The sequence below is a fragment of the Mesocryomonas lacus genome (genome assembly GCF_055730135.2).
The window spans coordinates 257,791-283,014 of sequence record NZ_JBUZWE020000005.1 but is presented as its reverse complement, the minus strand read 5'-3'; the positions used below and the strand labels follow the sequence as shown (position 1 = coordinate 283,014).

The 25,224-nt window shown below is 64.8% G+C and carries 22 protein-coding genes; 13 read left to right on the top strand and 9 right to left on the bottom strand.

Annotated elements, in window-relative coordinates; translation table 11 throughout:
• Positions 1 to 15 precede the first annotated feature (15 nt).
• A complete protein-coding gene (locus ACZLZY_RS10420) occupies positions 16 to 690 on the bottom strand; it encodes an alpha/beta hydrolase (protein WP_472933474.1) in 675 nt (224 codons plus the stop codon).
• 210 nt (positions 691 to 900) lie between these two features.
• Here ACZLZY_RS10420 and ACZLZY_RS10415 point away from each other — a divergent pair, with 210 nt between their 5' ends.
• From ACZLZY_RS10415 to ACZLZY_RS10375, 9 genes are all read left to right on the top strand, one after another.
• Positions 901 to 2,088: a cysteine desulfurase family protein gene (locus ACZLZY_RS10415; protein WP_472933473.1), complete on the top strand. Its 1,188-nt coding sequence runs from the start codon at positions 901 to 903 to the stop codon at positions 2,086 to 2,088.
• A 144-nt stretch (positions 2,089 to 2,232) separates the two neighbouring features.
• Positions 2,233 to 3,756 (top strand): Fe-S cluster assembly protein SufB, encoded by a 1,524-nt coding sequence (sufB, locus tag ACZLZY_RS10410; protein ID WP_472933472.1) that lies wholly within the window; start codon positions 2,233 to 2,235, stop codon positions 3,754 to 3,756.
• The gene (locus ACZLZY_RS10405) at positions 3,756 to 3,977 is read left to right on the top strand and encodes a hypothetical protein (protein WP_472933471.1); all 222 of its coding nucleotides are present in this window, start codon (positions 3,756 to 3,758) and stop codon (positions 3,975 to 3,977) included. The genes sufB and ACZLZY_RS10405 overlap by 1 nt, the downstream gene beginning before the upstream one ends.
• Positions 3,978 to 4,092: 115 nt before the next feature.
• A complete protein-coding gene (gene sufC, locus ACZLZY_RS10400) occupies positions 4,093 to 4,848 on the top strand; it encodes a Fe-S cluster assembly ATPase SufC (protein ID WP_472933470.1) in 756 nt (251 codons plus the stop codon).
• 1 nt (position 4,849) lies between these two features.
• Positions 4,850 to 6,121: a Fe-S cluster assembly protein SufD gene (sufD, locus tag ACZLZY_RS10395; protein ID WP_472933469.1), complete on the top strand. Its 1,272-nt coding sequence runs from the start codon at positions 4,850 to 4,852 to the stop codon at positions 6,119 to 6,121.
• Between the two features lie 33 nt (positions 6,122 to 6,154).
• Positions 6,155 to 7,399, top strand: a complete 1,245-nt coding sequence (locus tag ACZLZY_RS10390; RefSeq protein WP_472933468.1) for a cysteine desulfurase — start codon at positions 6,155 to 6,157, stop codon at positions 7,397 to 7,399.
• 74 nt (positions 7,400 to 7,473) lie between these two features.
• Complete coding sequence (locus ACZLZY_RS10385) at positions 7,474 to 7,824, top strand: SUF system Fe-S cluster assembly protein (protein WP_472933566.1); 351 nt, start codon at positions 7,474 to 7,476, stop codon at positions 7,822 to 7,824.
• A 117-nt stretch (positions 7,825 to 7,941) separates the two neighbouring features.
• Positions 7,942 to 8,313: a Fe-S cluster assembly scaffold SufA gene (gene sufA, locus ACZLZY_RS10380; protein WP_472933467.1), complete on the top strand. Its 372-nt coding sequence runs from the start codon at positions 7,942 to 7,944 to the stop codon at positions 8,311 to 8,313.
• A gap of 18 nt (positions 8,314 to 8,331) precedes the next feature.
• Complete coding sequence (locus ACZLZY_RS10375; RefSeq protein ID WP_472933466.1) at positions 8,332 to 8,703, top strand: TfoX/Sxy family protein; 372 nt, start codon at positions 8,332 to 8,334, stop codon at positions 8,701 to 8,703.
• Positions 8,704 to 8,747: 44 nt separating this feature from the next.
• On the opposite strand, the gene ACZLZY_RS10370 is transcribed toward ACZLZY_RS10375, so the two are convergent.
• The 3 genes from ACZLZY_RS10370 to parE all read right to left on the bottom strand — a co-directional run bounded on the left by ACZLZY_RS10370 (position 8,748) and on the right by parE (position 13,371).
• Positions 8,748 to 10,337, bottom strand: coding sequence for a DEAD/DEAH box helicase (locus tag ACZLZY_RS10370; RefSeq protein ID WP_472933465.1), 1,590 nt, complete (start codon positions 10,335 to 10,337; stop codon positions 8,748 to 8,750).
• A 239-nt stretch (positions 10,338 to 10,576) separates the two neighbouring features.
• Positions 10,577 to 11,188 (bottom strand): hypothetical protein, encoded by a 612-nt coding sequence (locus ACZLZY_RS10365; protein WP_472933464.1) that lies wholly within the window; start codon positions 11,186 to 11,188, stop codon positions 10,577 to 10,579.
• 131 nt (positions 11,189 to 11,319) lie between these two features.
• Positions 11,320 to 13,371, bottom strand: coding sequence for a DNA topoisomerase IV subunit B (gene parE / locus ACZLZY_RS10360; RefSeq protein ID WP_472933463.1), 2,052 nt, complete (start codon positions 13,369 to 13,371; stop codon positions 11,320 to 11,322).
• Positions 13,372 to 13,558: 187 nt separating this feature from the next.
• On the opposite strand from parE, the gene ACZLZY_RS10355 reads away from it, so the two are divergent.
• Positions 13,559 to 14,455: an alpha/beta hydrolase family protein gene (locus ACZLZY_RS10355; RefSeq protein ID WP_472933462.1), complete on the top strand. Its 897-nt coding sequence runs from the start codon at positions 13,559 to 13,561 to the stop codon at positions 14,453 to 14,455.
• A 361-nt stretch (positions 14,456 to 14,816) separates the two neighbouring features.
• On the opposite strand, the gene glnA is transcribed toward ACZLZY_RS10355, so the two are convergent.
• Together glnA and ACZLZY_RS10345 are read right to left on the bottom strand one after the other, a co-directional pair.
• Positions 14,817 to 16,226 (bottom strand): type I glutamate--ammonia ligase, encoded by a 1,410-nt coding sequence (gene glnA / locus ACZLZY_RS10350; RefSeq protein ID WP_472933461.1) that lies wholly within the window; start codon positions 16,224 to 16,226, stop codon positions 14,817 to 14,819.
• Positions 16,227 to 16,265: 39 nt separating this feature from the next.
• Positions 16,266 to 16,604, bottom strand: a complete 339-nt coding sequence (locus ACZLZY_RS10345) for a P-II family nitrogen regulator (RefSeq protein WP_472933460.1) — start codon at positions 16,602 to 16,604, stop codon at positions 16,266 to 16,268.
• Positions 16,605 to 16,872: 268 nt separating this feature from the next.
• On the opposite strand from ACZLZY_RS10345, the gene ACZLZY_RS10340 reads away from it, so the two are divergent.
• Positions 16,873 to 18,384, top strand: a complete 1,512-nt coding sequence (locus ACZLZY_RS10340; protein WP_472933459.1) for an NAD(P)H-hydrate dehydratase — start codon at positions 16,873 to 16,875, stop codon at positions 18,382 to 18,384.
• Between the two features lie 13 nt (positions 18,385 to 18,397).
• On the opposite strand, the gene ACZLZY_RS10335 is transcribed toward ACZLZY_RS10340, so the two are convergent.
• Together ACZLZY_RS10335 and uvrA are read right to left on the bottom strand one after the other, a co-directional pair.
• Positions 18,398 to 19,228: a DUF72 domain-containing protein gene (locus ACZLZY_RS10335; RefSeq protein WP_472933458.1), complete on the bottom strand. Its 831-nt coding sequence runs from the start codon at positions 19,226 to 19,228 to the stop codon at positions 18,398 to 18,400.
• A 42-nt stretch (positions 19,229 to 19,270) separates the two neighbouring features.
• The gene (uvrA, locus tag ACZLZY_RS10330; RefSeq protein ID WP_472933457.1) at positions 19,271 to 22,156 is read right to left on the bottom strand and encodes an excinuclease ABC subunit UvrA; all 2,886 of its coding nucleotides are present in this window, start codon (positions 22,154 to 22,156) and stop codon (positions 19,271 to 19,273) included.
• A 291-nt stretch (positions 22,157 to 22,447) separates the two neighbouring features.
• Between uvrA and ssb the strand changes: the two genes are divergently transcribed.
• Together ssb and ACZLZY_RS10320 are read left to right on the top strand one after the other, a co-directional pair.
• Positions 22,448 to 23,005: a single-stranded DNA-binding protein gene (gene ssb, locus ACZLZY_RS10325; protein ID WP_472933456.1), complete on the top strand. Its 558-nt coding sequence runs from the start codon at positions 22,448 to 22,450 to the stop codon at positions 23,003 to 23,005.
• Positions 23,006 to 23,415: 410 nt separating this feature from the next.
• The gene (locus ACZLZY_RS10320; protein WP_472933565.1) at positions 23,416 to 24,522 is read left to right on the top strand and encodes an alpha/beta hydrolase; all 1,107 of its coding nucleotides are present in this window, start codon (positions 23,416 to 23,418) and stop codon (positions 24,520 to 24,522) included.
• An 11-nt stretch (positions 24,523 to 24,533) separates the two neighbouring features.
• Here the strand turns inward: ACZLZY_RS10320 and ACZLZY_RS10315 are convergent, their stop codons facing one another.
• A complete protein-coding gene (locus tag ACZLZY_RS10315; RefSeq protein ID WP_472933455.1) occupies positions 24,534 to 25,130 on the bottom strand; it encodes a TetR/AcrR family transcriptional regulator in 597 nt (198 codons plus the stop codon).
• Positions 25,131 to 25,224 lie beyond the last annotated feature (94 nt).

Genomic DNA, 25,224 nt, shown 5'->3' with positions numbered 1-25,224 from the left:
TCCAGATGCGTTGATCTAACGCAGGCGCTTGGGGCGCACGTCGACCAGCTCGCCGGCGAGGCGGCGGTCGAGGTAGTCGGCGCATTCCGCCATCAGCTCTTCCGAATGCTCGCCGTAGAAGTGGTTGGCGCCAGCGAGGATTTTCTGAGTGATCAGGATGCCCTTCTGCGTCTTCAGCTTCTCGACCAGCACCTGGACGTCCTTCGGCGGTGCGACGCGGTCCTTGTCGCCGTGGATGATCAGGCCGGACGAGGGGCAAGGCGCGAGGAAGGAGAAGTCGTAGGAGTTCGGCTGCGGCGAGATCGAGATGAAGCCCTCGATCTCCGGACGGCGCATCAGGAGCTGCATGCCGATCCACGAGCCGAAGGAGTAGCCGGCGACCCAGCAGTGCTTTGAATCGGGGTGCAGCGACTGGACCCAGTCGAGCGCTGCCGCCGCATCCGACAGCTCGCCGGACCCATGATCGAACTCGCCCTGGCTGCGGCCGATGCCGCGAAAGTTGAAGCGCAGCGTCGTGAAGCCGCGCTCCACGAACATGTAGAACAGCTGGTAGACGATCTGGTTGTTCATGGTCCCGCCAAAACGGGGATGCGGGTGCAGGATGATCGCGATCGGCGCGCTCTTTTCCTTGCCGGCCTGGTACCGGCCTTCGAGACGACCTGCCGGACCGTTGAAGATCACTTCGGGCATATGCTTATCCTATCCAGCCTGACGCGCGATCGGAGCGCGCGCCTTGACGAAGAACACGCGGCCTTTTAGGTTCTACTTTAGAACAATTCAAAACTACACGCTTCCACTGAAGGCGCTACATAGGCCATTCAGGGGTCGGAATTCAAGATTTTTGCGCTTTGCGGCGGGCAGACATAGGTTGGCTCTGTCGGAGCCGCCAACACGGATGAGATGACCGTTCGAAACCCGCGCATCTATCTCGACTACAACGCCACGGCGCCGCTGCTGCCCGAGGCGCGCGACGCCCTGGTGTCGGCTCTTTCCATCACCGGAAATCCCTCTTCGGTCCACACAGAAGGACGGGCGTCTCGCGCCGTCGTCGAGGAAGCCCGCCGCAACGTCGCACGGATGCTGCACGCCCTGCCCGAAAACCTCGTCTTCACCAGTGGCGCGACGGAAGCGGCGAACACTTGTCTGACCGACCGCTGGCTGGTCGGCGGTGCGCCGCTGGAGCTGGCAGGCCTTGCCGTCGCCGACAGCGATCACCCTGCGACCCGCGAGGGCGGGCGGTTCGATGCGGGCAAGGTGCGGCGGCTGCCGGTCGATGCGGCTGGCGTGCTGAAACCTGCCGAGTTCGACGCCTGGGTCGGCGAGAGCGACGCCCCCCGAATGCTCAGCCTGACGCTTGCCAACAGCGAAAGCGGCGTCATCCAGCCCTTGCAGGACATTGCGCGCCGCCTCGATGGCACAGGCGTTCTTCTCGTCCTCGACGTCGTGCAGGCGGCGGGCCGCATCGATCTCTCGGAAGCGGCGGCCTTGGCGGATGCCTTGTTGGTGTCCGGCCACAAGCTTGGTGCCGCCAAGGGCATCGGCGCCTATGCGCTGCGCGACGGCAGCACGCGTCCGTTTGCGCTTTTGACGGGCGGCGGGCAGGAGCGCCGACACCGCGGTGGCACGGAGGCCGTTCCGCTCATCGCGAGTTTCGGCGCGGCGGCGGCGGTTGTCGAGGGACGTTGGCCTATGGGGTCCGCCAGAATGGCAGGGTTGCGCGACCGGCTTCTCGGCGCGCTTAACCGCAGCGGTCTGCGATTCGTCACTTTGGGCGCCGCTGCGACGTGTCTGCCGAACACCGTCGCCATCGCCGCTCCGGGGCTTCGCGCCGAGACGGCGCAGATCGCGCTCGATCTCGCCGGTTTCGCCGTTTCGTCCGGCTCGGCGTGCTCGTCCGGCAAGGTTGGCCCGAGCCATGTCCTCAGCGCAATGCAGGCCGGCGGGCTCGCCATCGATGCCGCCGCCGGTGCAATCCGCGTCAGTTTCGGCTACGAGACCAGTGAATTGGAGATTGATGCCGTTGCCGTCGCGCTCGTCGGCCTGCTGGAGAGGGCCGATGCTGCGTCATCGAGCCGCCACGCCGCCTGAATGAGACGAATTCACGGTCTTATTGCTTCGAAGGCTTCTAATTTGGGCCAGGAAAGACCATCTAACACCCAACGCCAGCGTTGATAATGACGCTGGCAGAACCAAACCACCGGACCTTGAATCCGGCGAGGGCGGAGACATCCCATGGCTGCAGTCCAGGAAACCATCGACCAGGTCCGATTGATCGACGTCGACCAGTATAAATACGGCTTCGAGACCATCATCGAGTCCGACACGGCGCCGAAGGGTCTCGACGAGAGCACCATCGCTTTCATCTCGGCGAAGAAGGACGAGCCGCAGTGGATGCTCGACTGGCGACTCGAGGCTTTCGAGCGGTGGAAGACGCTGGAGAGCCCGAGCTGGGCGAAGCTCGACTACCCGCCAATCGATTTTCAGGACCTGCACTACTATTCGGCGCCAAAGTCGATGTCCGGGCCTGCCTCGCTCGACGAAGTCGATCCCGAACTGCTGCGCACCTATGAGAAGCTTGGCATCCCGCTGCGCGAGCAAGAGATGCTGGCCGGCGTCGTCAAGCCGGTTGCGCCGATCGAGTATGACGAGAACGGCGACGCGATCGAAAGCGTCGAACGGCGCGTCGCGGTCGATGCCGTGTTCGATTCGGTCTCGGTCGCCACGACCTTCCAGAAGGAGCTGAAGAAGGCCGGCGTGATCTTCATGCCGATCTCCGAAGCCATCCGCGAGCATCCCGATCTCGTGAAGAAGTATCTGGGCTCCGTCGTCCCGGTGTCGGACAACTTCTTCGCCACGATGAACTCGGCCGTGTTTACCGACGGGTCCTTCGTCTACGTGCCGCCGGGCGTGCGCTGCCCGATGGAGCTGTCCACCTATTTCCGGATCAACGAGCGCAATACAGGCCAGTTCGAGCGCACGCTGATCATCGCCGACAAGGGCTCCTACGTCTCCTATCTCGAAGGCTGCACCGCGCCGCAGCGCGACGAGAACCAGCTGCATGCAGCGGTTGTCGAGCTGGTCGCGCTCGAGGATGCCGAGATCAAGTACTCGACCGTCCAGAACTGGTACCCTGGCGACAAGGACGGCAAGGGCGGCATCTACAACTTCGTCACCAAACGTGGCGACTGCCGCGGCGACAACGCCAAGATCTCCTGGACGCAGGTCGAGACCGGTTCGGCGATCACCTGGAAGTATCCGAGCTGCATCTTGCGCGGCGACAATTCTCGCGGCGAGTTCTACTCGATCGCCGTGTCGAACGGCCGCCAGCAGATCGACTCGGGCACCAAGATGATCCACCTCGGCAAGAACACGTCGAGCCGCATCATCTCAAAGGGGATCGCCGCCGGTCAGTCGAACAACACCTATCGCGGCCAGGTGACGACGAACCGCAAGGCGTCGAACGCCCGCAACTTCACCCAGTGCGACTCGCTGCTGATCGGCGAAGAGTGCGGCGCGCACACCGTGCCTTACATCGAGGCGAAGAACGCGACGGCGCAGTTCGAGCACGAGGCGACGACGTCGAAGATCTCCGAGGACCAGCTGTTCTACTGCATGCAGCGCGGCATCCCGCAGGAGGAGGCAGTCGCGCTGATCGTCAACGGCTTCGTCCGGGACGTTATCCAGCAGCTGCCGATGGAGTTCGCCGTCGAGGCGCAGAAGCTCATTGGCATCAGCCTAGAGGGTAGCGTGGGGTAATGTCGGACGACGCCGCCGACCAGATCCTGAAGCTTGTGCAGCTGATGCGCGCCGATGTGTCGGCGCTCAAGGATCAGGTTTCGACGGTGCTGTCCGATGTACTGCAGATCGGTCCGCAGTTGGCCATGGTTGCCGAGACTTCCGCTCGACATGCCATCGAAATAGCCTCGATAGCGGTTCGCCTCGATCGCATCGAAAAACGTTTGGAACTGTGGGACTGAGGCTGGCGGACCATGTGTCCAAGCAGCCTGTACCGTCTCTGCATGCCGACCAGACCGTAAACATTGACGATGACCCGCACTACAGACGTGCGCCGTTCAAAGAGCAGAATTGACCATGCTGGAAATCAAGAACCTTCATGCCCGCGTGGCGGGCACAGATACCGAGATCCTCAAAGGGCTCGACCTCACCGTTCGGGACGGCGAAGTCGCCGCGATCATGGGGCCGAACGGCTCGGGCAAGTCGACGCTGTCCTACATCCTCGCCGGTCGCTCGGACTACGAGGTGACCGAGGGCGACATCCTTTACAACGGCGAGTCGATCCTCGAACTGGACCCGGCGGAGCGCGCGGCCGCCGGCGTGTTCCTTGCTTTCCAGTATCCGCTGGAGATCCCAGGCGTCGCAACCATGACCTTCCTCAAGACCGCCGTGAACGCCCAGCGCAAGGCGCGCGGCGAGGGCGAGTTGACGACACCCGACTTCATGCGCCGGGTGAAGGGCGCGGCGGAAGATCTGAAGATCGACTGGGCGATGCTGAAGCGGCCGCTGAACGTCGGCTTTTCCGGCGGCGAGAAGAAGCGCGCCGAAATCCTGCAGATGGCGCTGCTGGAGCCGAAGCTCTGCGTCATGGACGAGACCGATTCCGGCCTCGACATCGACGCGCTGAAGATCGTCTCCGACGGCGTCAACGCGCTGCGCTCGGCCGATCGCTCGTTCCTTGTCATCACGCACTACCAGCGCTTGCTCGAACACATTGTGCCGGACACGGTGCACGTCCTCTACAAGGGCCGCATCATCAAGTCGGGCGGCAAGGAACTGGCGCTGCGCCTGGAAGACCAGGGCTATGCCGAGATCATCGGCGAGGCGGCCTGAGATGACTGTTCATCAGTTGCGTCGCCTGACGCCGCCAGAGGAAACCCTGATCGCCAATGCCGAGGCCGGTCTCGTTGACGGCGACGAGACCCGGCGCAATGCCATCGCAACGCTGCGCCGTGACGGCCTTCCGCACCGCCGCATCGAGGCCTGGCACTATACCGACCTGCGTTCGCTCGTTGGTGGCACCCAGCGCGGGCTGATCGGCAAGATCATCGACGCGGTCCTGCCTTCCTCCGAGCCGACGCTCGTCGCGCCGCTTTTGTCCGGCAGTGTTGTCGTCGACCTCGGCGCCGAGGCAGCCTTGCCGACGCACCTGCCGGAAGGCGTCACCGCGTCCCTCTCTGCGGAGACACCGGACTGGCACCAGGTGGTCAACCACCTCGACCGCGACGTCGACACGATCCGCCTCGTCAGCGCCGCTTTCGGCGCGACGGCGACGCACCTCTCGATCGCCGCCGGTTCGAATGTCGAGCAGGCGATCGAACTCCGCGCCGAGCCGCTCGACGGCGGCGACCGCGGCTACGTCCGCTGCGACGTGGGGGCCGGCGCCAAGGCGCTGATCGTCGAGCGCCTCTCTTCAGGGGCCGCCGGTGCCCTTTCGACGGGCGTCGCGCATCTGACGATCGGCGAGGGCGCCGAGGTGCTGTGGATCATCGATCAGGCGAAGGGCAAGGGCGAGACACATCTCGGCCAGCTCAATGTCAGTGTCGGCAAGGATGCGCTGTTCCGGCTGTTCGTGCTCAACGCTGGCGGCGCTTTGGTGCGGATGGAAGTGCATACCGAGACAGCCGGCGAGGGCGCCGACATTCAGATGCGCGGCGTCAACCTGCTGCATGCGAACCAGCATATCGACGTCACCACGACGCTGAACCACACCGTGCCCAACACGACTTCGACGGAGACCTTCCGTAATGTCGTCACCGGTGGCCATGGCGTCTTCCAGGGCATGATCAAGGTATCGCGTGGCGCACAGAAGACCGATGCGCGGATGGCCTGCAACAGCCTGCTGCTCTCCGACGACGGTGACTTCTCGGCCAAGCCCGAACTCGAGATCTTCGCCGACGACGTGCAGTGCGGCCATGGGGCGACGGCGGGCGAGATCGATGCCAACCATCTGTTCTACCTGATGTCACGCGGCATTCCGGAGCGCGAGGCGCGGTCCTTGCTGGTCAAGGCCTTCGTCAAGGAAGTCGTCGAGGAGCTCGAGCACGAGGGCGCTATCGAGGCGCTCGAGGCGCGGATCGACGCCTGGCTGGCGACGGATCACTAGGGGCCGGCACACCTGGCTCGGAAGGGAAGCAGCATGAACGCGGAAAGCCCGATCAAGGCTGGCTACGACGTCGAGGCAATCCGGCGCGACTTCCCGATCCTGTCGAAACAGGTCTACGGCAAGCCGCTGGTCTATCTCGACAACGGCGCTTCTGCACAGAAGCCGAAAGCCATGCTGGACGCCATCCAGAAAGCCTATTCGGAAGACTATGCGAACGTCCATCGCGGCTTGCACTACCTGTCGAACAAAGCGACGGAAGAGTTTGAGAACGCGCGGGAAACCGTCCGCGCCTTTCTGAACGCCGGCAGCGTCGACGAGATCGTCTTCACCTCGTCGGCCACGGAGGCGATCAATCTCGTCGCCTATGGCTACGGCATGCAGGAGATCGGTGAGGGCGACGAGATCGTCCTGACGATCATGGAGCACCACTCCAACATCGTGCCCTGGCACTTCCTGCGCGAGCGCCGCGGCGCCAAGCTCGTCTTTGTGCCGGTCGAGGACGACGGCTCGATCTCGGTTGAGGCGTTCGGGCGCGCGATAACGCCGCGCACCAAGCTCGTTGCGATGACGCACATGTCGAACGTGCTGGGCACCGTAACGCCGGTGAAGGAAGTCGTCGCCCTCGCGCAGGCCCGCGGCATCCCGGTGCTGGTCGACGGCAGCCAGGCGGCCGTGCACCTGCCGGTCGACGTTCAGGATCTCGGTTGCGACTTCTACGTCGTCACCGGCCACAAGCTCTACGGCCCGACCGGCATCGGCGTGCTTTATGGCAAGGCGGCGATGCTGGAGCGGATGCGTCCCTTCAATGGTGGCGGCGAGATGATCGTTGAAGTCACGGAAGAGGGCGTGACCTACAACGCCCCGCCACATCGCTTCGAGGCGGGGACGCCGCAGATAGCGCAGGCCATCGGCCTTGCGGCATCGCTTCGCTACATGGAAGGGCTTGGGCGAGAGGCGATTCTGTCGCATGAGACCATGCTGCGGGATTACGCCACCGAGCGACTGTCGGCCATCAATTCGCTGCGGATCTACGGCAGCGCGCCTGGCAAGGGCGCGATCCTGTCGTTCGATCTCGAGGGCATCCATGCCCATGACGTCTCGATGCTGATCGACCGCGAGGGCGTCGCCGTTCGTGCCGGGACGCACTGTGCCCAGCCGCTGCTAAAGCGCTTCGGGGCGACTTCGACCTGCCGCGCTTCGTTTGGCCTGTATAATACGACGGCAGAAATCGATATCCTGGCTGCGGCCCTGGAAAAGGCGAGACGATTTTTCGCTTGAAGGACAATATCATGATCGAAGATCTCAAGCTCGACACGGCAATTGCGGACGATACCGCCGAAGCCAATATCGGCATGGCATCCGGCGGGACGAAGGTCTCCGCGATTCCCGCCGACGAGTTGACCCGGATGACCGACGACATCATCGCGGCCCTGAAGACCGTGTATGATCCGGAAATTCCGGCCGACATCTACGAACTCGGCCTGATCTACAAGATCGACATCGAGGACGACCGCAGCGTCGGTGTCGAGATGACGCTGACGGCGCCGGGCTGCCCGGTGGCCGGCGAGATGCCGATCTGGGTGGAGAATGCCGTGTCCTCGGTCGGCGGCGTCTCGCACGTGACGGTGAACCTCGTCTTCGACCCGCCGTGGACACCGGACCGCATGAGCGAAGAGGCCCAGGTCGCCGTCGGCTGGTTCTGACGCAAGGCTTGCCGACGCGCGGCTGGTGCCCTCGGCACCGCTTGCGCCGGGGCCGAATAAGGCCCATTTTCGGAGTGGCCATCGCTCGGCCACTTCGACTCTTGAAAGGATGCCATCATGAGCCGCTTTGCCGTGATGAACCTCACCGATGCCGCAGCGCTTCGCGTTCGCTCCATCCTCGCTGGCCGGGAAGCGCTCGGCCTGCGGATCGGCGTGAAAAAGGGCGGCTGCGCCGGGATGGAGTACACCGTCGACCTCGCGACCTCGACCAAGCCGTTCGAGGACGTCGTCGAGAAGGATGGTGCGCGCGTCTACATCGCTCCGGAGGCCGTGCTCTTCCTGTTGGGAACGGAAATGGATTACGAAGAGACGACACTGCGGTCCGGCTTCACTTTCAAGAACCCCAACCAGACCTCGGCTTGCGGTTGCGGTGAGTCGGTAGAATTGACCCCGGCAGATGCCTCCGTGCTGGAAGCCCGCGCCAACTAAAGCGCAAGGACGTCTCCTTTGGACCCGGAGCTGCTGCACGAGCTTTTCGCAGCAATCGGTCCAATCCGGATCAGCCGACTGTTTGGCGGACAGGGGATATACGCCGACGGCTTGATCGTCGCCATCGTGGTCGGCGGTGAGCTCATGCTGAAAGTCGACAGTGTTACCGCAGGCGAGTTTGCCGACGCCGGCAGCCGGCGCTGGCACTATGCCCGCTCCGGCAAGACGCCGGTCGCAATGCCCTATTCCACCTTGCCGGACGAAGCCTTCGAGGACAGCGACAGCGCCGCCTACTGGTCGCGCCTCGCTCTCGCAGCAGCCCACCGCGCCAGCGCCGCGAAGCCGGCGCGCGAACCTTTTCATCGCCGAACAGCCCATAAAAAAGGGTGATGCCCGCTGGAAGCATCACCCTTTTTCGTTCGACGTGAGGTGAACTAGGCTTCGCTGTTGGCCAGCATGCCGGTTTCGATCAGCATGAAAGCCGGCGTGTCGTCGCCGAAGCCGATCGGCGAGGGGCCGCCGTCATCCGACCGGCCGCGGCCGCCACGTTCGCGGTTCGGCGCGTCGCCATAGGCGTTGCCGCCCCGAGGCTGCTGCTGACGGGGAGACGCTGCGGGCGGAGTAACGACCGGTGCTGCCGCAGCGGCCGGCTCGACCACACGGGGTTCCATGATCGGCGGCTGCAGGAAAACAGGCGCTTCCACCTCGACATGCGGCGCGTCTACCGTCGGCGCCGACAAGACTGCCTCGAGCGGAACGTCATCCTCGGCAACCGCCTCGATGACGCGCGGCGCCCGCGGACGGCGCGTCGTCCCGCTGGCGCTTTTGCGACCGCCGGCCCGCTTCTCCGGACGCTCCTCGCTTGCCGTCTCGGCCGCGATCACGGCGGGAAGGTCGGATACGTTCCCGTCGAGCCATGGCAGTTCGAGACCCAGCATCTTCTCGATGGCATCGAGGTGCTTCTTGTCCTTCGACGTCACGAGGGTAAACGCCTTGCCGGAGCGACCCGCGCGACCGGTGCGGCCGATGCGGTGGACGTAGTCCTCGGCATGGATCGGGACGTCGTAGTTGAAAACGTGGCTGACGGCCGGAATGTCGAGGCCGCGCGCGGCGACGTCGGACGCCACCAGCAGCTGCAGCTTGTTCTCACGGAAATTGTGCAGCATCGTCATGCGCGCCCGCTGCTCCATGTCGCCATGCAACGCGCCGGCGGAGAAGCCGTGCTTCTCGAGCGACCGGAAGAGCGAGGCCACGTCGATCTTCCGGTTGCAGAAGATGATCGCGTTGGTGATGTCGTCCTGGCTGCGCAGCAGCTTGCGGAGGGTCTCGCGCTTGGCGAAGTCCTCCTTTTGCGACGCCACGACCTTCTGCTCGACCGTCAGAGCCGCCGAAGAAGCCTTGGCAACTTCAATGCGGACCGGGTTCTGCAGGAACTGCTCGGTCAGGCGGGTAATCTCCGGCGGCATGGTTGCCGAGAAGAACAGCGTCTGCCGGGTGAACGGGATCATCTTGCAGATCCGCTCGATGTCGGGGATGAACCCCATGTCGAGCATGCGGTCGGCCTCGTCGATGACGAGGATCTCGACCCCGGTCATCAGGAGCTTGCCGCGCTCGACATGATCGAGCAGACGACCCGGCGTCGCGATTAGCACATCGGCGCCACGGTCAATCACCTTGTCCTGCTCGCCGAAGGACATGCCGCCGATGAGGAGGGCGATGCTGACCTTCTGGTCCTTGCCGTACTTGGTAAAGGTTTCCGCGACCTGCGCCGCAAGTTCGCGCGTCGGCTCGACGATGAGGGTGCGGGGCATTCGGGCCCGGGCACGGCCCTTTTCGAGCCGCGTCAGCATCGGAAGGACGAAGGAGGCTGTCTTTCCTGTTCCGGTCTGGGCAATGCCCAGCACGTCTCGGCCTTCCAGCGCATGCGGAATAGCCTGGGCCTGGATCGGGGTCGGCTCGGTATAGCCGGCGGCTTCCACGGCAGCGAGAACCTTGGCGCTGAGGCCCAGTTCGGAAAATAGCATTGAGCTGTGTAATCTCGCGATTGACGAAGGGTGAGGTCGGACGCCTCGATCCGCCCGTGTCTAGCATGGGCGATACGGCGTAGGCTTTTTCAAGTCAACCTCCCAGCCTATATAGGAGGCCTTCCGAGGTTTCACATGCTTAAGCGGTACAACTGTTCAGATTGTCGTCCGCCGGAGACAGCATCCGACCGTTAGTCGGCGAAGGCAGCACTTGCCGAGCCTTCGCCAATTGCCGGAGTTCAGTTCGTCGAAGGACCGAAAGTGTAGGTCCGATCCTCCTGGAAGTGCAATTCGTAGGTCTCGGCAATTTCGCCGTCGCTTGGAACGATGTCGAAGAAGAGGGTCAGTCCGGTCGTGTCACCCTCGGTCGGTTCGTCCGCGCGGTAGCCGACGATGGAGCCATTGACCCCTGTGACTTCCTTGATCTCGGTCGAGGTCAGAACCGTCGCCACTCCCGCGGCCTTCTCGACTTGCTGGATGAAGAAGCGATAGCTTTCCTTGTCGCCAGTGCCGACCTGAATCATCGCGGTACGCCAGACGCCGCTCTTGTCACCGTCGATCCAAGGCCCGACCACCTGCACGTCCTCGATGCCGGTCGGCAGGCTGGCGATGGCAGCGGCCACCGCATCGTCGGCGGCAGGCAAGGGCGCAGTTGCCGTGTCAGCGGGCGCGGGTGCTGCCGGAGCGGCGGGCTCGACAGGAGCCGCCGCCGCTGGCGGGGTGTAAGGGGCGGGCGCGGTCGGCGCCGCCGGTGCCGGCGCGGTGGCGTCCGGTGTTTCCTGCGCCGAGGCGGCGCCAAGGCCGAGCGCGAACATTGCGATGCCAGCGAAAAGGCGGGTGCGGTGGGTCATGGTTTCATTCCCTGCTCTGGCGGCTCGTGTCCTGACGGTCGGCTCGGCGGAAAGCCTGTCGTCAATTATATAACGGACGAGCATGTCGTTTGATGGCGTGTCCGGCACTGATTTCCAGCGCCGACGAAAGATTATACGTCGAGATCGACCGCGAAGGCGGCCCGGTCCTGGATGAACCGGAAGCGAAGGTCGGGACGGTTGCCCATCAGCGCATCCACTGCATCGGCCGTGCCGATCTCCGGCGTCTCATCAATCGCCACCTGCAGCAGCGTCCGCTTCTTCGGGTCCATCGTGGTCTCCTTCAGCTGCGACGGCAACATTTCGCCAAGGCCCTTGAAGCGGCTGACCTCGACCTTGCCCTTGCCTTTGAAGTCGCGCGCCATCAGCCGTTCGCGGTCCTTGTCATCCCGCGCATAGGCCACCTTGCCACCTTGGGCGAGACGGTAGAGCGGCGGCACGGCGAGGAAGAGGTGGCCTTGCCGGATGAGGTCGGTCATCTCCTGATAGAAGAAGGTGATGAGCAGCGAGGCGATGTGGGCGCCGTCGACGTCGGCGTCCGTCATGATGATCACGCGCTCATAGCGCAGGTCCTCTTCGCGGTAGCGCCCCTTGGTACCACAGCCAAGCGCCTGGATGAGGTCCGAAATCTGCTGGTTGGCCCCGAGCTTTTCGCGCCCGGCACTCGCGACATTCAGGATTTTGCCGCGCAGCGGCAGGATCGCCTGCCGCGCGCGGTCTCGCGCCTGCTTGGCCGAGCCGCCGGCGGAGTCACCCTCGACGATGAAGAGCTCGGCTCCAGCGGCGCCGCTCTGCGAGCAGTCCGCGAGCTTGCCCGGCAGACGCAGCTTGCGCGTCGCGCTCTTGCGGTTGACTTCCTTCTCCTGGCGCCGCCGCAGCCGCTCGTCGGCGCGGTCGACCACCCAGTCGATCAGCTTGGCGGCGTCCTGCGGGGAGGAGGCAAGCCAGATGTCAAAACTGTCGCGCAGGGCGTTCTCGACGATGCGCTGGGCCTCCGTTGTCGCCAACCGGTCCTTGGTCTGGCCGACAAATTCCGGCTCGCGAATAAACACCGACAGCATCGCGGACGCCGTGATCATCACGTCGTCGGCGGTAATCACCGAGGCCCGCTTGTTGCCGGAGACCTCGGCAAACGCCTTCAGGCCGCGCAGCAGCACCGCGCGCAGGCCCGCCTCGTGGGCGCCGCCCTCGGGCGTCGGAATGGTGTTGCAGTAGGAGCGAACAAACCCGTCGCCGCCGGTCCAACTCACCGCCCATTCGACAGCGCCATGACCGGAGAGCTTCGCGGTCCGTCCGGCAAAGCTCTGCGAGGTGATACGCTGTTCGTCGCCAAGCGAGCCCTCGAGATAGTCCTTCAGGCCGCCGGGGAAATGGAAGGTGGCGCGGGCAGGGGTCTTGCCGTCGGCGGGCAGCAGCGAGGCGTCACAGGACCAGCGGATCTCGACGCCGCCGAAAAGGTAGGCCTTCGAGCGCGCCATCGCGAACAGCCGCGCCGGGTCGAAGGCCGCCTTGGCGCCGAAGATCTGCGTGTCCGGCAGGAAGCGCACCTTGGTGCCTCGGCGGTTCTGGATTTCGCCGACCTCTTCCAGCTCGGTCACGGCGACGCCGCGCTCGTAGACCTGGCGGTAGAGCTTGCGGTTGCGGGCGACCTCCACCTCGAGGCGCGACGACAGCGCGTTGACCACCGAGACGCCGACGCCGTGCAGGCCGCCGGAGGTCTCGTAGACCTTGGAGTCGAACTTTCCGCCGGCATGGAGCGTGGTCATGATGACTTCGAGCGCCGAGCGGTTCTTGTATTTCGGGTGCGGATCGACAGGAATGCCGCGGCCATTGTCGGACACGGCGAGCATGCCGTCGGCCTCCAGCGCCACCTCGATGAAGTTCGCATGGCCGGCGACGGCCTCGTCCATCGAGTTGTCGATCACCTCGGCGAAGAGGTGATGCATCGCCTTCTCGTCGGTACCGCCGATGTACATGCCGGGACGGCGCCGGACCGGCTCCAGCCCTTCGAGCACCTCGATGTCGGCGGCGGTATAGTTCGATCCCGACGTATCGACGGCATCCGCAAAGGCCGCCCGCAAAGGGTCGACCGGCTTCGGCCGCGGCGCTGCCTTCGGCGCGCGGACCTTGGCGGCAGCGGCGCCGGAGAAGAGATCGTCGCTCATGGGGACCTGAAAGCCGCCTTGCGACGGACGTCGGGGGCGAAGGAGAATGCCATGCCTTGGAGCTACACTTTCACGAAATGTTCTTCAAGGCGATGCGGCCCACAAACGCCGAAAGAGCGGGGTTAACCAACAGGTTTTCGCCCTGGCGTGACTTGCAAAACACGCTGAACACGGCAAGGACGTTCACATGTCCGGACACGCCATCAGACGCTCCCTTCTCGCCGGCATGCTCGGTGGGCTCCTCGCCACCGCCGCGGCGGCAAGCCCTCCGCCGCTGGCGCCGTTCAAGGATGCGCTGTTCGCCTATCCGCCACTCACCGCCATCCTCGACGGCGGCGCCGAGATCGACGTCGACTATTCCGAGAAGCGCGATATCGACGAGCGCGACGAGATCCCGGAGCGGCGGGTGAAGCCGGCCTATGTCGATCTCGCGCCATTGCGAAGCCAGGCGGAGAGCGTGGTTCAGACGCCCGCCGGTCCGCTGAAGATCATGACGGTCGGCGACACCAAGGCGCCGACGACGATCGTTCTCTTCGTCCACGGCCGCAATGGCGACCGCCGCCTCGGCATGAACGACCGCAGCTTCGGCGGCAATTTCAACCGGCTGAAAAACCTGATGCAGCGCGCCGGCGGCCTCTACGTCACCGCCGATGCCGGCAGCTTCTTGGGCCATGACATGGCCCGGATCGGCGCGCTGGTCGAGGGGTTCGGCCGAGATCATCCGACCGCCACGATCGTCCTCGCCTGCGCCTCGATGGGCGCCGAGTTCTGCTGGGACCTTGCCAGCGACCCCGCCGTCATCGGCGTCGTCGACGGCCTCGTAATGCTCAGCGCCAACACCCCGCCGGCAAAGCTTGCCGCCATGCGCAAGGCCGCCGGTGCCCGCCGCGTGCCGCTGGTGCTGGCACACGGCACCCGCGACAAGGTGTTCGCCTGGGACAGCGCCAAAGGCGTCTACACGGCGCTGCGAGCGGAAAACTACCTCGTCCGGTTCGTGTCCTTCGACAGCGGCAACCACGGGACGCCGTTGCGGATGCTGGACTGGCGCGACACGCTGAACTGGCTCTTCCAGCGAATGGACTGACTCAGACGTTTGGCGTCGATCCCCAAGGGGACGGGAGTTCTGGACACGAGTATCTGCCTGCTGAGAGGCGCACAAACACCCAAAGTTCGTCATCCCGGACTTGATCCGGGATCCATGCCAAACCGTCGAACAAGGCCGGGACGGTCGACATTCCCTTCTGCAGCGGCCATCCGCCTCAGCGCGGAGGAATGGATCCCGGCTCAAGGCCGGGATGACGACCTGAGAGGTGGGCTCCAACGGCAGGCGTGGTCACGGCCATACAGAACCACGCCTTCTCGACACGACCGTCAGTCAAGTTTGGACCATAAAAAAGGCCTCCGCCGAAGCGGAGGCCCTCATCTTCGTCATTGCGAGCCGAAGCCTACAGCGAATAGTACATGTCGAACTCGACCGGGTGCGGGGTCATTTCGAAGCGCAGGACCTCGGCCATCTTCAGGTCGATGAAGGCGTCGATCTGGTCGTCGTCGAACACACCGCCGGCCTTCAGGAACTCGCGGTCGGAGTCGAGGTTTTCCATCGCTTCGCGGAGCGAGCGGCAGACCGTCGGGATCTGCTTCAGCTCTTCCGGCGGCAGGTCGTAGAGATCCTTGTCCATGGCTTCGCCCGGATGGATCTTGTTCTTGATGCCGTCGAGGCCAGCCATCAACATGGCGGAGAAGGCGAGGTACGGGTTCGCCATCGGGTCGGGGAAGCGGACCTCGACGCGCTTGGCCTTCGGCGACTGGCCGAAGGGGATGCGGCAGGAGGCCGAGCGGTTGCGCGCGGAATAGGCGAGCAGCACCGGCGCCTCGTAGCCCGGGACCAGCCGCTTGAACGAGTTGGTCGACGGGTTGGTGAAGGCGTTCAGCGCCTTCGCGTGCTTGATGATGCCGCCGATGTAGAACAGCGCCGATTCCGAGAGGCCGGCATATTCATTGCCGGCGAAGGCCGGCTTGCCGCCCTTCCAGATCGACTGGTGCACGTGCATGCCCGAGCCGTTGTCGCCGAAGATCGGCTTCGGCATGAAGGTCGCAGTCTTGCCGTAGGCATTGGCGACCTGGTGCGTCACGTATTTGAAGATCTGCATGTTGTCGGCGTTCTTCACGAGCGTGTCGAACTTGATGCCGAGCTCGTGCTGGGCAGCCGCCACCTCGTGGTGGTGCTTCTCGACCTTGACGCCCATCTCGGCCATCACGGTCAGCATTTCCGAGCGAATGTCCTGGCAGCTGTCGATCGGCGGAACCGGGAAGTAGCCACCCTTGACGCGCGGCCGGTGGCCGAGATTGCCGGTCTCGTATTCGGCGTCGTCGTTCGACGGCAGCTCGGTCGAGTCGAGCTTGAAGCCGGTGTTGTAGGGGTCGGCCTTGTAGCGCACGTCGTCGAAGATGAAGAACTCGGCCTCGGGGCCGAAATAGGCGGTGTCGCCGACGCCGGACTGCTTGAGATAGGCCTCGGCCTTCTTGGCGGTGCCGCGCGGATCGCGGTTGTAGGACTCGCCCGAGATCGGGTCGAGGATGTCGCAGAGGAGAACCATCGTCGACTGCGCGAAGAACGGGTCCATGTGCGCCGTCTCGGGATCGGGCATCAGCACCATGTCGGACTCGTTGATCGCCTTCCAGCCACCGATCGAGGAGCCGTCGAACATCGAGCCTTCCGAGAACATGTCCTCGTCGACGATGGTCTGGTCCATGGTGACGTGCTGGAGCTTGCCCTTCGGGTCGGTGAAGCGCAGGTCGACAAACTTTACGTCGTTGTCCTTGATCTGCTTCAGAATGTCATTGGCGGTCGTCATGGCGTTCCTTCCCTAGTGAACCACGATGTTTGGATGAGGTCAGATCGCGTCGTTGCCGGACTCGCCGGTGCGGATGCGGATCGCTTCCTCGATGTTGGAGACAAAGATCTTGCCATCGCCGATCCGGCCGGTCTGGGCGGCCTTGCGGATCGCCTCGACGGCAGCGGCCACGCCTTCGTCGGCCAGCACGATCTCGACCTTCACCTTCGGCAGGAAGTCGACGACGTATTCGGCGCCGCGGTAGAGCTCGGTATGGCCCTTCTGGCGGCCGAAACCCTTGGCCTCGGTCACGGTGATCCCCTGCAGGCCGACTTCCTGCAGCGCTTCCTTGACCTCATCGAGCTTGAACGGCTTGATGATCGCCTCGACTTTTTTCATCGACATTCCTTCTCGACGTTGCCCTGCAAGGCGGCCGAAGCCCGTCTTGCAGGGTGCAGGGGCCATGCCAGGCGGAATGGCGAGCGGACGGCGCGCTTGCGGCGCTTCCTCCGCATGGATAGGCGTTTAAGACACGGCGGGCAACCGAACCCTGGCGACATCGCACGCGTTCTCACCGATATGACGCCGATCCGCGCCCGCCGTGAAACCGCCGGACGCCAGGCCGTCGCGAACCCGCCTTCCGCTTCGGCAAACGAGAGTTCGCTTCATGACCATGCCCGTCCCCGTCGCAGCGCTCGCCCTCCTCGAACCGGCGGAGATGGCGGAAGCCGATCGCCTGACGCTCGCCGCCGAGGGCGACCATCCGCTGATGGAACGGGCAGGGGCGTTCGTCGCCGCAACGATTCGCGCCCATTTTCCAGCGGCCGCCCGGATCGCGGTACTGGCCGGGCCCGGTGCGAATGGCGGCGACGGGTTCGTCGCGGCCCGGTTGCTGGCGGAGGCAGGGCTGGAGGTCGCGCTGTTCCACCTTGCCGGCACAGCCGCGCCGGATGCCATGACGGCGGCGGCTGTCTCGGCCTTTTGCGGTCCGGTCCTGCCGCTCGACGCCTTCGCACCCGACGGGTTCGATCTCGTCGTCGATGGCCTGTTCGGCGCGGGCCTGTCGCGGCCGGTGTCGAACGCGGTCGGCGACGTGATCGACCGGGTGCGGGTAAGCGGCGTGCCGGTGGTCGCCATAGACCTTCCCTCGGGCGTCTCCGGCCTGTCCGGCGCGATCCTCGGGAAGGCGTTCGGCGCCGCGCTGACGGTCACCTTCTTCCGCCGCAAGCCCGGCCATCTGCTGTATCCGGGCCGGGGTCTCTGCGGCGCAGTCGTGGTCGGGGACATCGGCATTGAGACCGGCGTGCTCGACAGCATCCGTCCGGTGACCTTTGCCAACGGCCCGGCGCTTTGGCCGCGTCTGGCGCAGGGTCCGGCTGCGGAGGGCCACAAATACGACCGCGGCCATGCCGTCGTCTTCTCCGGCGGCGCCAGCAAGACGGGGGCCGCACGCCTGTCGGCGCTCTCGGCGCTGCGGGCAGGGGCGGGGCTGGTGACGGTGTTCTCGCCAGGCTCGGCGCTGCAGGTCAACGCCGCGCACCTCACCGCCATCATGCTGCGGCGCTGCAACGACAAGGCAGAGCTCGAGACGCATCTCGAGGATCGACGCCTTAGCGTCTTCGTGCTCGGTCCGGGCTTCGGTGTGGGTGAACTTGCCCGGAACTATGCAGACGCGGTCCTGTCGGCCGGGCGCAGCCTCGTCCTCGACGCCGACGGACTGACGTCCTTCGCCGATGATCCGTCGGAGTTGTTCGATGCGATCCACGCTGCGGGCAGCGCCGTAGTGCTGACCCCGCACAGCGGCGAGTTCGCAAAACTGTTTCCCGACATCGCCGCCGACGAGACGATGGCCAAGCCCGCCAAGGCGCGCGCTGCTTCCGCCCGGTCGGGGGCGACGGTCGTCCTGAAAGGGGCGGACACGGTCATCGCCGAGCCGGACGGACAAGCCGCGATTAGCGCGACGGGCACGCCCTGGCTGGCGACGGCGGGAAGCGGCGACGTGCTGGCCGGCATCACCGCCGGCCTTCTGGCACAGCATTTTCCGCCGTTCGAGGCCGCTGCGGCAGCGGTCTGGCTGCATGGCAAGGCGGCAGAAACCTTCGGCCCCGGCCTCATCGCCGAGGATCTGCCGGGCCTTCTGCCGCAGGTCTACGGGAACCTTGCCAACGCGAAGGGCTGAGGGAAGCGGACGGCTAGTCCGCGACCTTCGGCTGTGCCTCGGCCGGAACGCGCTCCTGGAACGCCATGGCCGCCTGCGGCGCCCGCACCTTGCCCTCGTGGATGAAGTAGACGAATACGTCGCGCTTCACCTTCTTCGGCGGATCATCCGGCGCGACCAGCGGCAGGTCGTCCGGCACGCCGCCGGCGGACCAGACCGCCGCACGCTTCGCCCAGGCGTCGAGGGCGTCTGCCGGGTACGCCGTCGGCTCGGTATCTACGCCCTTCTGGAGGCGGGAATAGACGAGGCTGCCGGTCACGTCGGCAATCTCCGGATAGGTCGCGTGCTCGGCATGGACGATCGCCACGCCATGCTTCCGCGCGAGGCTGACGAATTCCGGCACCGCGAAGGTCGGATGGCGCACTTCCAGCACATGATGAAGCTTCATTCCGCCTGCCTTCTCCGGGAGAAGCTTCAGGAAGGCGCCAAAATCCTCGGCGTCGAACTGCTTGGTATTGGCGAACTGCCAAAGCAACGGACCCAGCTTGTCGCCGAGCTCGGCAATGCCGGTATCGACGAATCGCTGGATCGACTCGCCGGCCTCGCCGAGGATCTTGCGGTTGGTCGCAAACCGCGGCGCCTTCAGCGCGAAGACAAAGCCATCCGGCACTTCACTCGCCCATTTGGCAAAGGTCGCCGGCGTCTGAGAACGGTAATAGGTGCCGTTCACCTCGATCGTCGCCAGCTGCCGCGAGGCGAAGCTGAGTTCCTTGGCGTGGGCGAGCTTCTCCGGAAAGAACGTCCCGCGCCAAGGCTCGAAGGTCCAGCCGCCGATCCCCGCCCTGATGATGCCGCTCGCCACCATGCCGCCCATTCCCTTACGCTGAAGACCCTGCGGCGGCCGCGGTTATTCCGCTGCCTGCTGCTTCTCGATGGAAGGGCGACGCTCCAGCAATTCCTTGAGGAACTGGCCGGTCCAGGAGCGCTCGACCTTGGCGATTTGCTCGGGCGTGCCGGTGGCCACGATCTCGCCGCCGCCATCGCCGCCCTCGGGGCCGATGTCGACGACCCAGTCGGCGGTCTTGATGACCTCAAGATTGTGCTCGATCACCACGACGCTGTTGCCTTGGTCGACCAGCTCGTGCAGCACCTCGAGCAGCTTGGCGACGTCGTGGAAGTGGAGGCCCGTCGTCGGTTCGTCGAGAATGTAGAGCGTCTTGCCCGTCGCCTTGCGCGACAGTTCCTTGGCGAGCTTCACCCGCTGCGCCTCGCCGCCGGAGAGCGTCGTCGCCTGCTGTCCGACCTTGATGTAGCCGAGGCCGACGTCGAGCAGCGAGCGCAGCTTGTCGCGCACGCCCGGCACGGCGGCGAAGAAGTCGACGCCTTCCTCGACGGTCATGTCGAGCACGTCGGCGATCGACTTCTCCTTGAAGGTGACGTCGAGCGTCTCGCGGTTGTAGCGCTTGCCGTGGCAGACGTCGCAGGTGACGTAGACGTCGGGCAGGAAGTGCATCTCGATCTTGATGACGCCGTCGCCCTGGCAGGCCTCGCAGCGGCCGCCCTTGACGTTGAAGGAGAAGCGTCCGGGCATGTAGCCGCGCGCCTTGGATTCCGGCAGGCCGGCGAACCAGTCGCGGATCGGGGTGAAGGCGCCGGTATAGGTGGCGGGGTTCGACCGCGGGGTGCGGCCAATCGGCGACTGGTCGATGTCGATGACCTTGTCGAGCAGCTCCAGCCCGTCGATACGCTCGTGCGGGGCCGGCACGTCGCGGGCATTGCCGATGCGCCGCGCCGCCGCCTTGAACAGTGTCTCGATGAGGAAGGTCGACTTACCGCCGCCGGACACGCCGGTGACCGCGGTGAACAGCCCGAGCGGCACCTCCGCCGTGACGTTCTTCAGATTGTTGCCGGTGGCGCCGACGACCTTCAGCCGCTTGCCCTTGACCGGCTTGCGCCGCTTGGCCGGCACGGCGACGCCGAGTTCGCCCGACAGGTACTTGCCGGTGGTCGAGCGCGGGTGCGCCTTGATGTCTTCGGGCGTGCCATAGGCAATGATCTCGCCGCCGTGGATGCCGGCAGCCGGGCCGATGTCGACAACGAAATCTGCCTGCAGGATCGCGTCCTCGTCGTGCTCGACGACGATGACGGTGTTGCCGATGTCCCGCAGGTGCTTCAGCGTGATCAGGAGCCGCGCATTGTCGCGCTGGTGGAGACCGATCGAGGGCTCGTCCAGCACGTAGAGCACGCCGGTAAGGCCGGACCCGATCTGCGAGGCCAAACGAATACGCTGGCTCTCGCCACCGGACAGCGTGCCGGACGAGCGCGACAGGGTGAGGTAGTCGAGGCCGACATCGTTCAGGAAGCGCAGCCGGTCGCGGATCTCCTTCAGGATGCGGACGGCGATCTCGTTCTGCTTTTCGTTGAGCTCGGCGGGCAGCGCCTCGAACCAGGTCAGCGCGTTGCGGATCGACAGTTCGGTGACCTCGCCAACATGCTTGCCGGCGATCTTTACCGCCAGCGCCTCGGGCTTCAGCCGGTAGCCCTTGCAGGCCGGGCAAGGCGTCGCCGACATGAAACGCTCGATCTCCTCGCGCATCCAGGCGGAGTCGGTTTCCTTCCACCGGCGCTCGAGGTTCGGGATCACGCCCTCGAAGGTCTTGGTGGTCTTGTAGGCGCGCAGGCCGTCGCTGTATTTGAACTCGATCTTGGTGTTGCCGGTGCCTTGCAGGATCGCATACTGCCCCTCGAAGGGAATGTCGGACCAGACGTCGGTGAGCTTGAACTTGAACTGCCGGCCGAGGCCTTCCAGCGTCTGCGCGTAGTAGGGCGAGGTGGACTTCGCCCACGGCGCAACGGCACCTTGCTTCAGCGTCAGGCCCTCGTGCGGCACGATGAGCTTGGGGTCGATCGAGTTCTGCGAGCCGAGGCCGTCGCATTTTGGGCAGGCGCCGAACGGGTTGTTGAACGAGAACAGCCGCGGCTCGATCTCGGAAATGGTGAAGCCCGAGACGGGACAAGCGAATTTCTCCGAGAAGAGCAGCTGCTTCGGCTTGCCGTTCTCGTCGAGGCCTTCGGCGAACTCGGCAACCGCGATGCCATCGGCAAGGCGCAGCGCCGTCTCTAGCGAATCCGCAAGGCGCGCGCCGATGTCGTTGCGGACCACAATGCGGTCGACCACGACGTCGATGTCGTGCTTGAACTTCTTGTCGAGCTCGGGCGCATCGGCGATGTCGTAGAACTCGCCATTGATGCGGACGCGCTGGAAACCCTTTTTCTGAAGCTCGATCAGCTCCTTCTTGAACTCGCCCTTCCGGCCGCGCACCATCGGCGCCAGCAGATAGAGGCGCGTGCCTTCCTCCTGGGCGAGGACCCGGTCGACCATCTGGCTGACCGTCTGGCTCTCGATCGGCAGACCGGTCGCAGGGGAGTAGGGCACGCCGACGCGGGCGAACAGGAGGCGGAGATAGTCGTAGATCTCGGTGACCGTGCCGACCGTCGAGCGCGGGTTCTTCGACGTCGTCTTCTGCTCGATCGAGATCGCCGGCGACAGGCCGTCGATCTGGTCGACGTCCGGCTTCTGCATCATCTCGAGGAACTGCCGGGCATAGGCCGACAGGCTCTCGACATAGCGACGCTGTCCCTCGGCATAGATCGTGTCGAAGGCGAGCGACGACTTTCCGGAGCCGGACAGGCCGGTCATCACGATCAGCTTGTCGCGGGGAATGTCGATGTCGACGTTCTTGAGATTGTGTTCGCGGGCACCGCGAATGGAGATCATTTTCAGTTCGGGCATCGTCCGCCGCTCGGTCTTTTGGAAAGGGCGGGCGTCTCTGCCGCACTGCGGCACGCCCAGAGCTTAGATAAAATTTATCTTCCCGATGTCGAGAAGCGGGTGAAAGGAATCGACGTGATCCTGGAAAAGCACCTTGTCACGAGAACATAGTACGAACATAAATCATAGGGGAAACCCGGACACGACGCCGGGCCTGTGGAAAGATGCCGCCGAGGCGGACGCAGCGCGGGCGAATGTTCTATCGTGCGCCCAAGCCGCGCACTGGCGGCAGACATTTAGACGGAGACGGTCATGGTGGGTAGCGTCAACAAGGTAATCCTGGTCGGCAATCTCGGGGCCGATCCGGAAATTCGGCGGCTGAACTCGGGCGATTCCGTCGTCAACATGCGCATTGCGACCTCGGAAACTTGGCGCGACAAGTCCTCGGGCGAGCGCAAGGAGAAGACGGAGTGGCACAACGTCGTGATCTTCAACGAGAATCTCGTGAAGGTCGCCGAGCAGTACCTGAAGAAGGGCTCGACCGTCTACATCGAGGGCCAGCTTCAGACCCGGTCGTGGGAAGACCAGGCTGGCGTGAAGAAGTTCACCACGGAAGTCGTCCTCCAGCGTTTTCGGGGCGAGCTGCAGATGCTCGGTGGCCGCGGCGACAATAGCGGCGGTGGTGGCGGCGGCGGCGGCGATGACTACGATCGCGGCGGCGGCGGTGGTGGCGGCGGTGGCCGAGGTTCATCGGGCCGTGGCGGCGGCGGCGGTTACGACCGCGGTGGGCAGGACGACCGTGGCGGTTCCGATCGCGGCGGCGGCGGCGGCGGCTCCTCGCGTGACCTCGACGACGAAATTCCGTTCTGACGCCTGTCGGCACAGCCATGCAGGGGAGGGAGCCGGCAGGCTCCCAACCCCTGTTTTGGCTCCTGCTCCGAAGGCACTATCCGGCTTCTACCACGCGACCGGGCGCGCCTGCGCTCCTCTGCCACAGGATGATCGCATTCGATCGCCACAGGCTTTAACCAACGGGTAACGGTGCCTTTGAGGGAGGGTCCGATCGTTCTCGCCTTCGTCGTCTGTCCTGGCAGGTGGTCGTGTCGCCCTGAAAGATCTTGCCCATGCAGCGTGCCGCTGAAACTCCGCCGATCCGTCGTCCCAGATTTCTGCTGATCGTCGGGCTTGCTCTTGTCGCGAGCTTCTCGAGTTGTGCGTCCCGCCCTTATGCGACCTTGCAGCCGGTGGCTGGGACGGTTCCGGGGGCCCATGTCGTCGACATGCTGGTGGCCACGACGCGCGCCCGCTCCGACGTGCCGGGCGTGGTGTTCTCCGGCGAGCGGGGCGCTGGCCTCACCATGGAGAACATCGTCGTCTCCATTCCGCCGGACAGCGTTCGCAAACCCGGCGCAGTGATTTATCCCAAACGCAATCCCGGCAACCCCGCCAACGAATTCGTGGCGTTGAAGGTCGAGCCGCTCGACAAGGCCGGGTCTGTCGACTGGTTTCGCCGCGTTGCCGGGCCGAAAGGCCGACTGCTGATCTTCGTGCACGGCTTCAACTCGACCTACGAGGAAGCGGTGATGCGCTTCGCCCAGATCAGTTACGACACCCGCGTGAACGCCGCGCCCTTGCTGTTCACCTGGCCGTCGAAGGGCAGCATTTTTGGCTACCTGTACGACCGCGAAAGCGCGAACTTCTCTCGCCGCGCCTTGGAATCACTAATCGAGCAAGCGGGCAAGGATCCGCGCGTCGGGGAAATTACCATCATGGCCCACTCGATGGGCAGCTGGCTGGCGATGGAAGCCTTGCAGCAAGTAGCGATCCGCCAAGGCAAGCTGCCGGAGAAACTGCGCAACATCGTTCTTGCCTCGCCCGATCTCGACGTCGACGTCTTCCGCGAGCAGCTCGACGAGATCGGCCCCGAGCAGGCGCGCATCACCATCTTCACCTCGCAGGACGACAGGGCGCTCCTCGTCTCGCGGCGGTTGGCGGGCGGCGTCCAGCGCCTGGGATCGGTGGACCTCACGCAGCCCGACGTTCAAGCGGCTTTCGACAAGCGCGGCATCGACGTGGTGGACCTCACGCAAGTGCGGGCCGGCGATAGCCTCAACCACACCAAATTTGCCGAGAGCGCCGATGTCGTGCAGGCCATCGGGGCGCGGCTGATCGCCGGCGACAAGGTGTCGGATACGCGCCTAAGCCTCGCTGACACGATCGGAGCCACCGCCATCGGTACGGCGCAGGGCGTCGGTTCCGCCATCGGCGCGGCCGTCAGCGTGCCCGGCGCGATCGTCAGCCGGGACGAGCGGGAGCGACTGGGGACACGTCTGGAGGATGTCGGACGCAATCTCGGCGGTTCGCTGCAGACCGCGACCGGCAACTGAGGGCTGGCCTATTAGCCAAGTCCCCGGCAGAGGGCGTCGACGACCGTTTCCAGCTGACGACCCAGCTGGGCGAGCGGGACCGAGACAACGGTTTCAAGCAGCCCGATCGAGACAATGCCGTGCACCATCGAGAACATCGACAGCGCGAGTTCGGCAATGGCGTCCTCGGACCAGGACGGCAGCAGGGCGCGGAGCGGAACGATGATGCGCGCGACGAGGGCAAGATGCTCGGCGCGGTGCCATTCGGGCGCCGCCTTGCCGGAAACCGCGGCCCGCTCGAACAGCGCGGCCCAGGCATGGCGGCGGGTGTGGGCGAAGTCGAGATAGCCGTGCGCCAGCGAGACGAGCACGGCCGTCGGGGCCGCCGCATCCAGCGACAGCGCGTTCTCGGCGAGATGGGCATCGAGTTCGGCGATGGTCAGCGAATTGACGGCGACCATCACGGCATCGATGTCCTCGAAGAACGTATAGACCTGCCCGAGCGAACAGCCGGCGACGCGCGCGACATCCTTCACGCGCAGCGAGGACATCCCGCCGTTTTCGACAGCCTGCACCGCCGCATCGATGAGCCTAACCCGCAGTGCTTCGCGCTTTTCCGCGACCGTCATGCCATACCCTAGTTTTTTGAACCACGTTCAATTTTGCACTTGCAGGCATCCCTGCTTCGTATAAATATGAGTGCTGTTCAATATTGAACCGTGC

What these genes read in the sequence shown, in the direction of transcription:
- ACZLZY_RS10405 (WP_472933471.1), top strand. Translation starts at nt 3,756, where the DNA reads ATGTCGGACGACGCCGCCGACCAGATCCTGAAGCTTGTGCAGCTGATG.
- ACZLZY_RS10420 (WP_472933474.1), bottom strand. Translation starts at nt 690, where the DNA reads ATGCCCGAAGTGATCTTCAACGGTCCGGCAGGTCGTCTCGAAGGCCGG.
- ACZLZY_RS10365 (WP_472933464.1), bottom strand. Translation starts at nt 11,188, where the DNA reads ATGACCCACCGCACCCGCCTTTTCGCTGGCATCGCAATGTTCGCGCTC.
- ACZLZY_RS10415 (WP_472933473.1), top strand. Translation starts at nt 901, where the DNA reads ATGACCGTTCGAAACCCGCGCATCTATCTCGACTACAACGCCACGGCG.
- ACZLZY_RS10370 (WP_472933465.1), bottom strand. Translation starts at nt 10,337, where the DNA reads ATGCTATTTTCCGAACTGGGCCTCAGCGCCAAGGTTCTCGCTGCCGTG.
- ssb (WP_472933456.1), top strand. Translation starts at nt 22,448, where the DNA reads ATGGTGGGTAGCGTCAACAAGGTAATCCTGGTCGGCAATCTCGGGGCC.
- ACZLZY_RS10320 (WP_472933565.1), top strand. Translation starts at nt 23,416, where the DNA reads ATGCTGGTGGCCACGACGCGCGCCCGCTCCGACGTGCCGGGCGTGGTG.
- ACZLZY_RS10335 (WP_472933458.1), bottom strand. Translation starts at nt 19,228, where the DNA reads ATGGTGGCGAGCGGCATCATCAGGGCGGGGATCGGCGGCTGGACCTTC.
- ACZLZY_RS10345 (WP_472933460.1), bottom strand. Translation starts at nt 16,604, where the DNA reads ATGAAAAAAGTCGAGGCGATCATCAAGCCGTTCAAGCTCGATGAGGTC.
- sufA (WP_472933467.1), top strand. Translation starts at nt 7,942, where the DNA reads ATGAGCCGCTTTGCCGTGATGAACCTCACCGATGCCGCAGCGCTTCGC.
- sufD (WP_472933469.1), top strand. Translation starts at nt 4,850, where the DNA reads ATGACTGTTCATCAGTTGCGTCGCCTGACGCCGCCAGAGGAAACCCTG.
- ACZLZY_RS10315 (WP_472933455.1), bottom strand. Translation starts at nt 25,130, where the DNA reads ATGACGGTCGCGGAAAAGCGCGAAGCACTGCGGGTTAGGCTCATCGAT.
- ACZLZY_RS10340 (WP_472933459.1), top strand. Translation starts at nt 16,873, where the DNA reads ATGACCATGCCCGTCCCCGTCGCAGCGCTCGCCCTCCTCGAACCGGCG.
- sufC (WP_472933470.1), top strand. Translation starts at nt 4,093, where the DNA reads ATGCTGGAAATCAAGAACCTTCATGCCCGCGTGGCGGGCACAGATACC.
- uvrA (WP_472933457.1), bottom strand. Translation starts at nt 22,156, where the DNA reads ATGCCCGAACTGAAAATGATCTCCATTCGCGGTGCCCGCGAACACAAT.
- glnA (WP_472933461.1), bottom strand. Translation starts at nt 16,226, where the DNA reads ATGACGACCGCCAATGACATTCTGAAGCAGATCAAGGACAACGACGTA.
- sufB (WP_472933472.1), top strand. Translation starts at nt 2,233, where the DNA reads ATGGCTGCAGTCCAGGAAACCATCGACCAGGTCCGATTGATCGACGTC.
- ACZLZY_RS10390 (WP_472933468.1), top strand. Translation starts at nt 6,155, where the DNA reads ATGAACGCGGAAAGCCCGATCAAGGCTGGCTACGACGTCGAGGCAATC.
- ACZLZY_RS10355 (WP_472933462.1), top strand. Translation starts at nt 13,559, where the DNA reads ATGTCCGGACACGCCATCAGACGCTCCCTTCTCGCCGGCATGCTCGGT.
- parE (WP_472933463.1), bottom strand. Translation starts at nt 13,371, where the DNA reads ATGAGCGACGATCTCTTCTCCGGCGCCGCTGCCGCCAAGGTCCGCGCG.
- ACZLZY_RS10385 (WP_472933566.1), top strand. Translation starts at nt 7,474, where the DNA reads ATGGCATCCGGCGGGACGAAGGTCTCCGCGATTCCCGCCGACGAGTTG.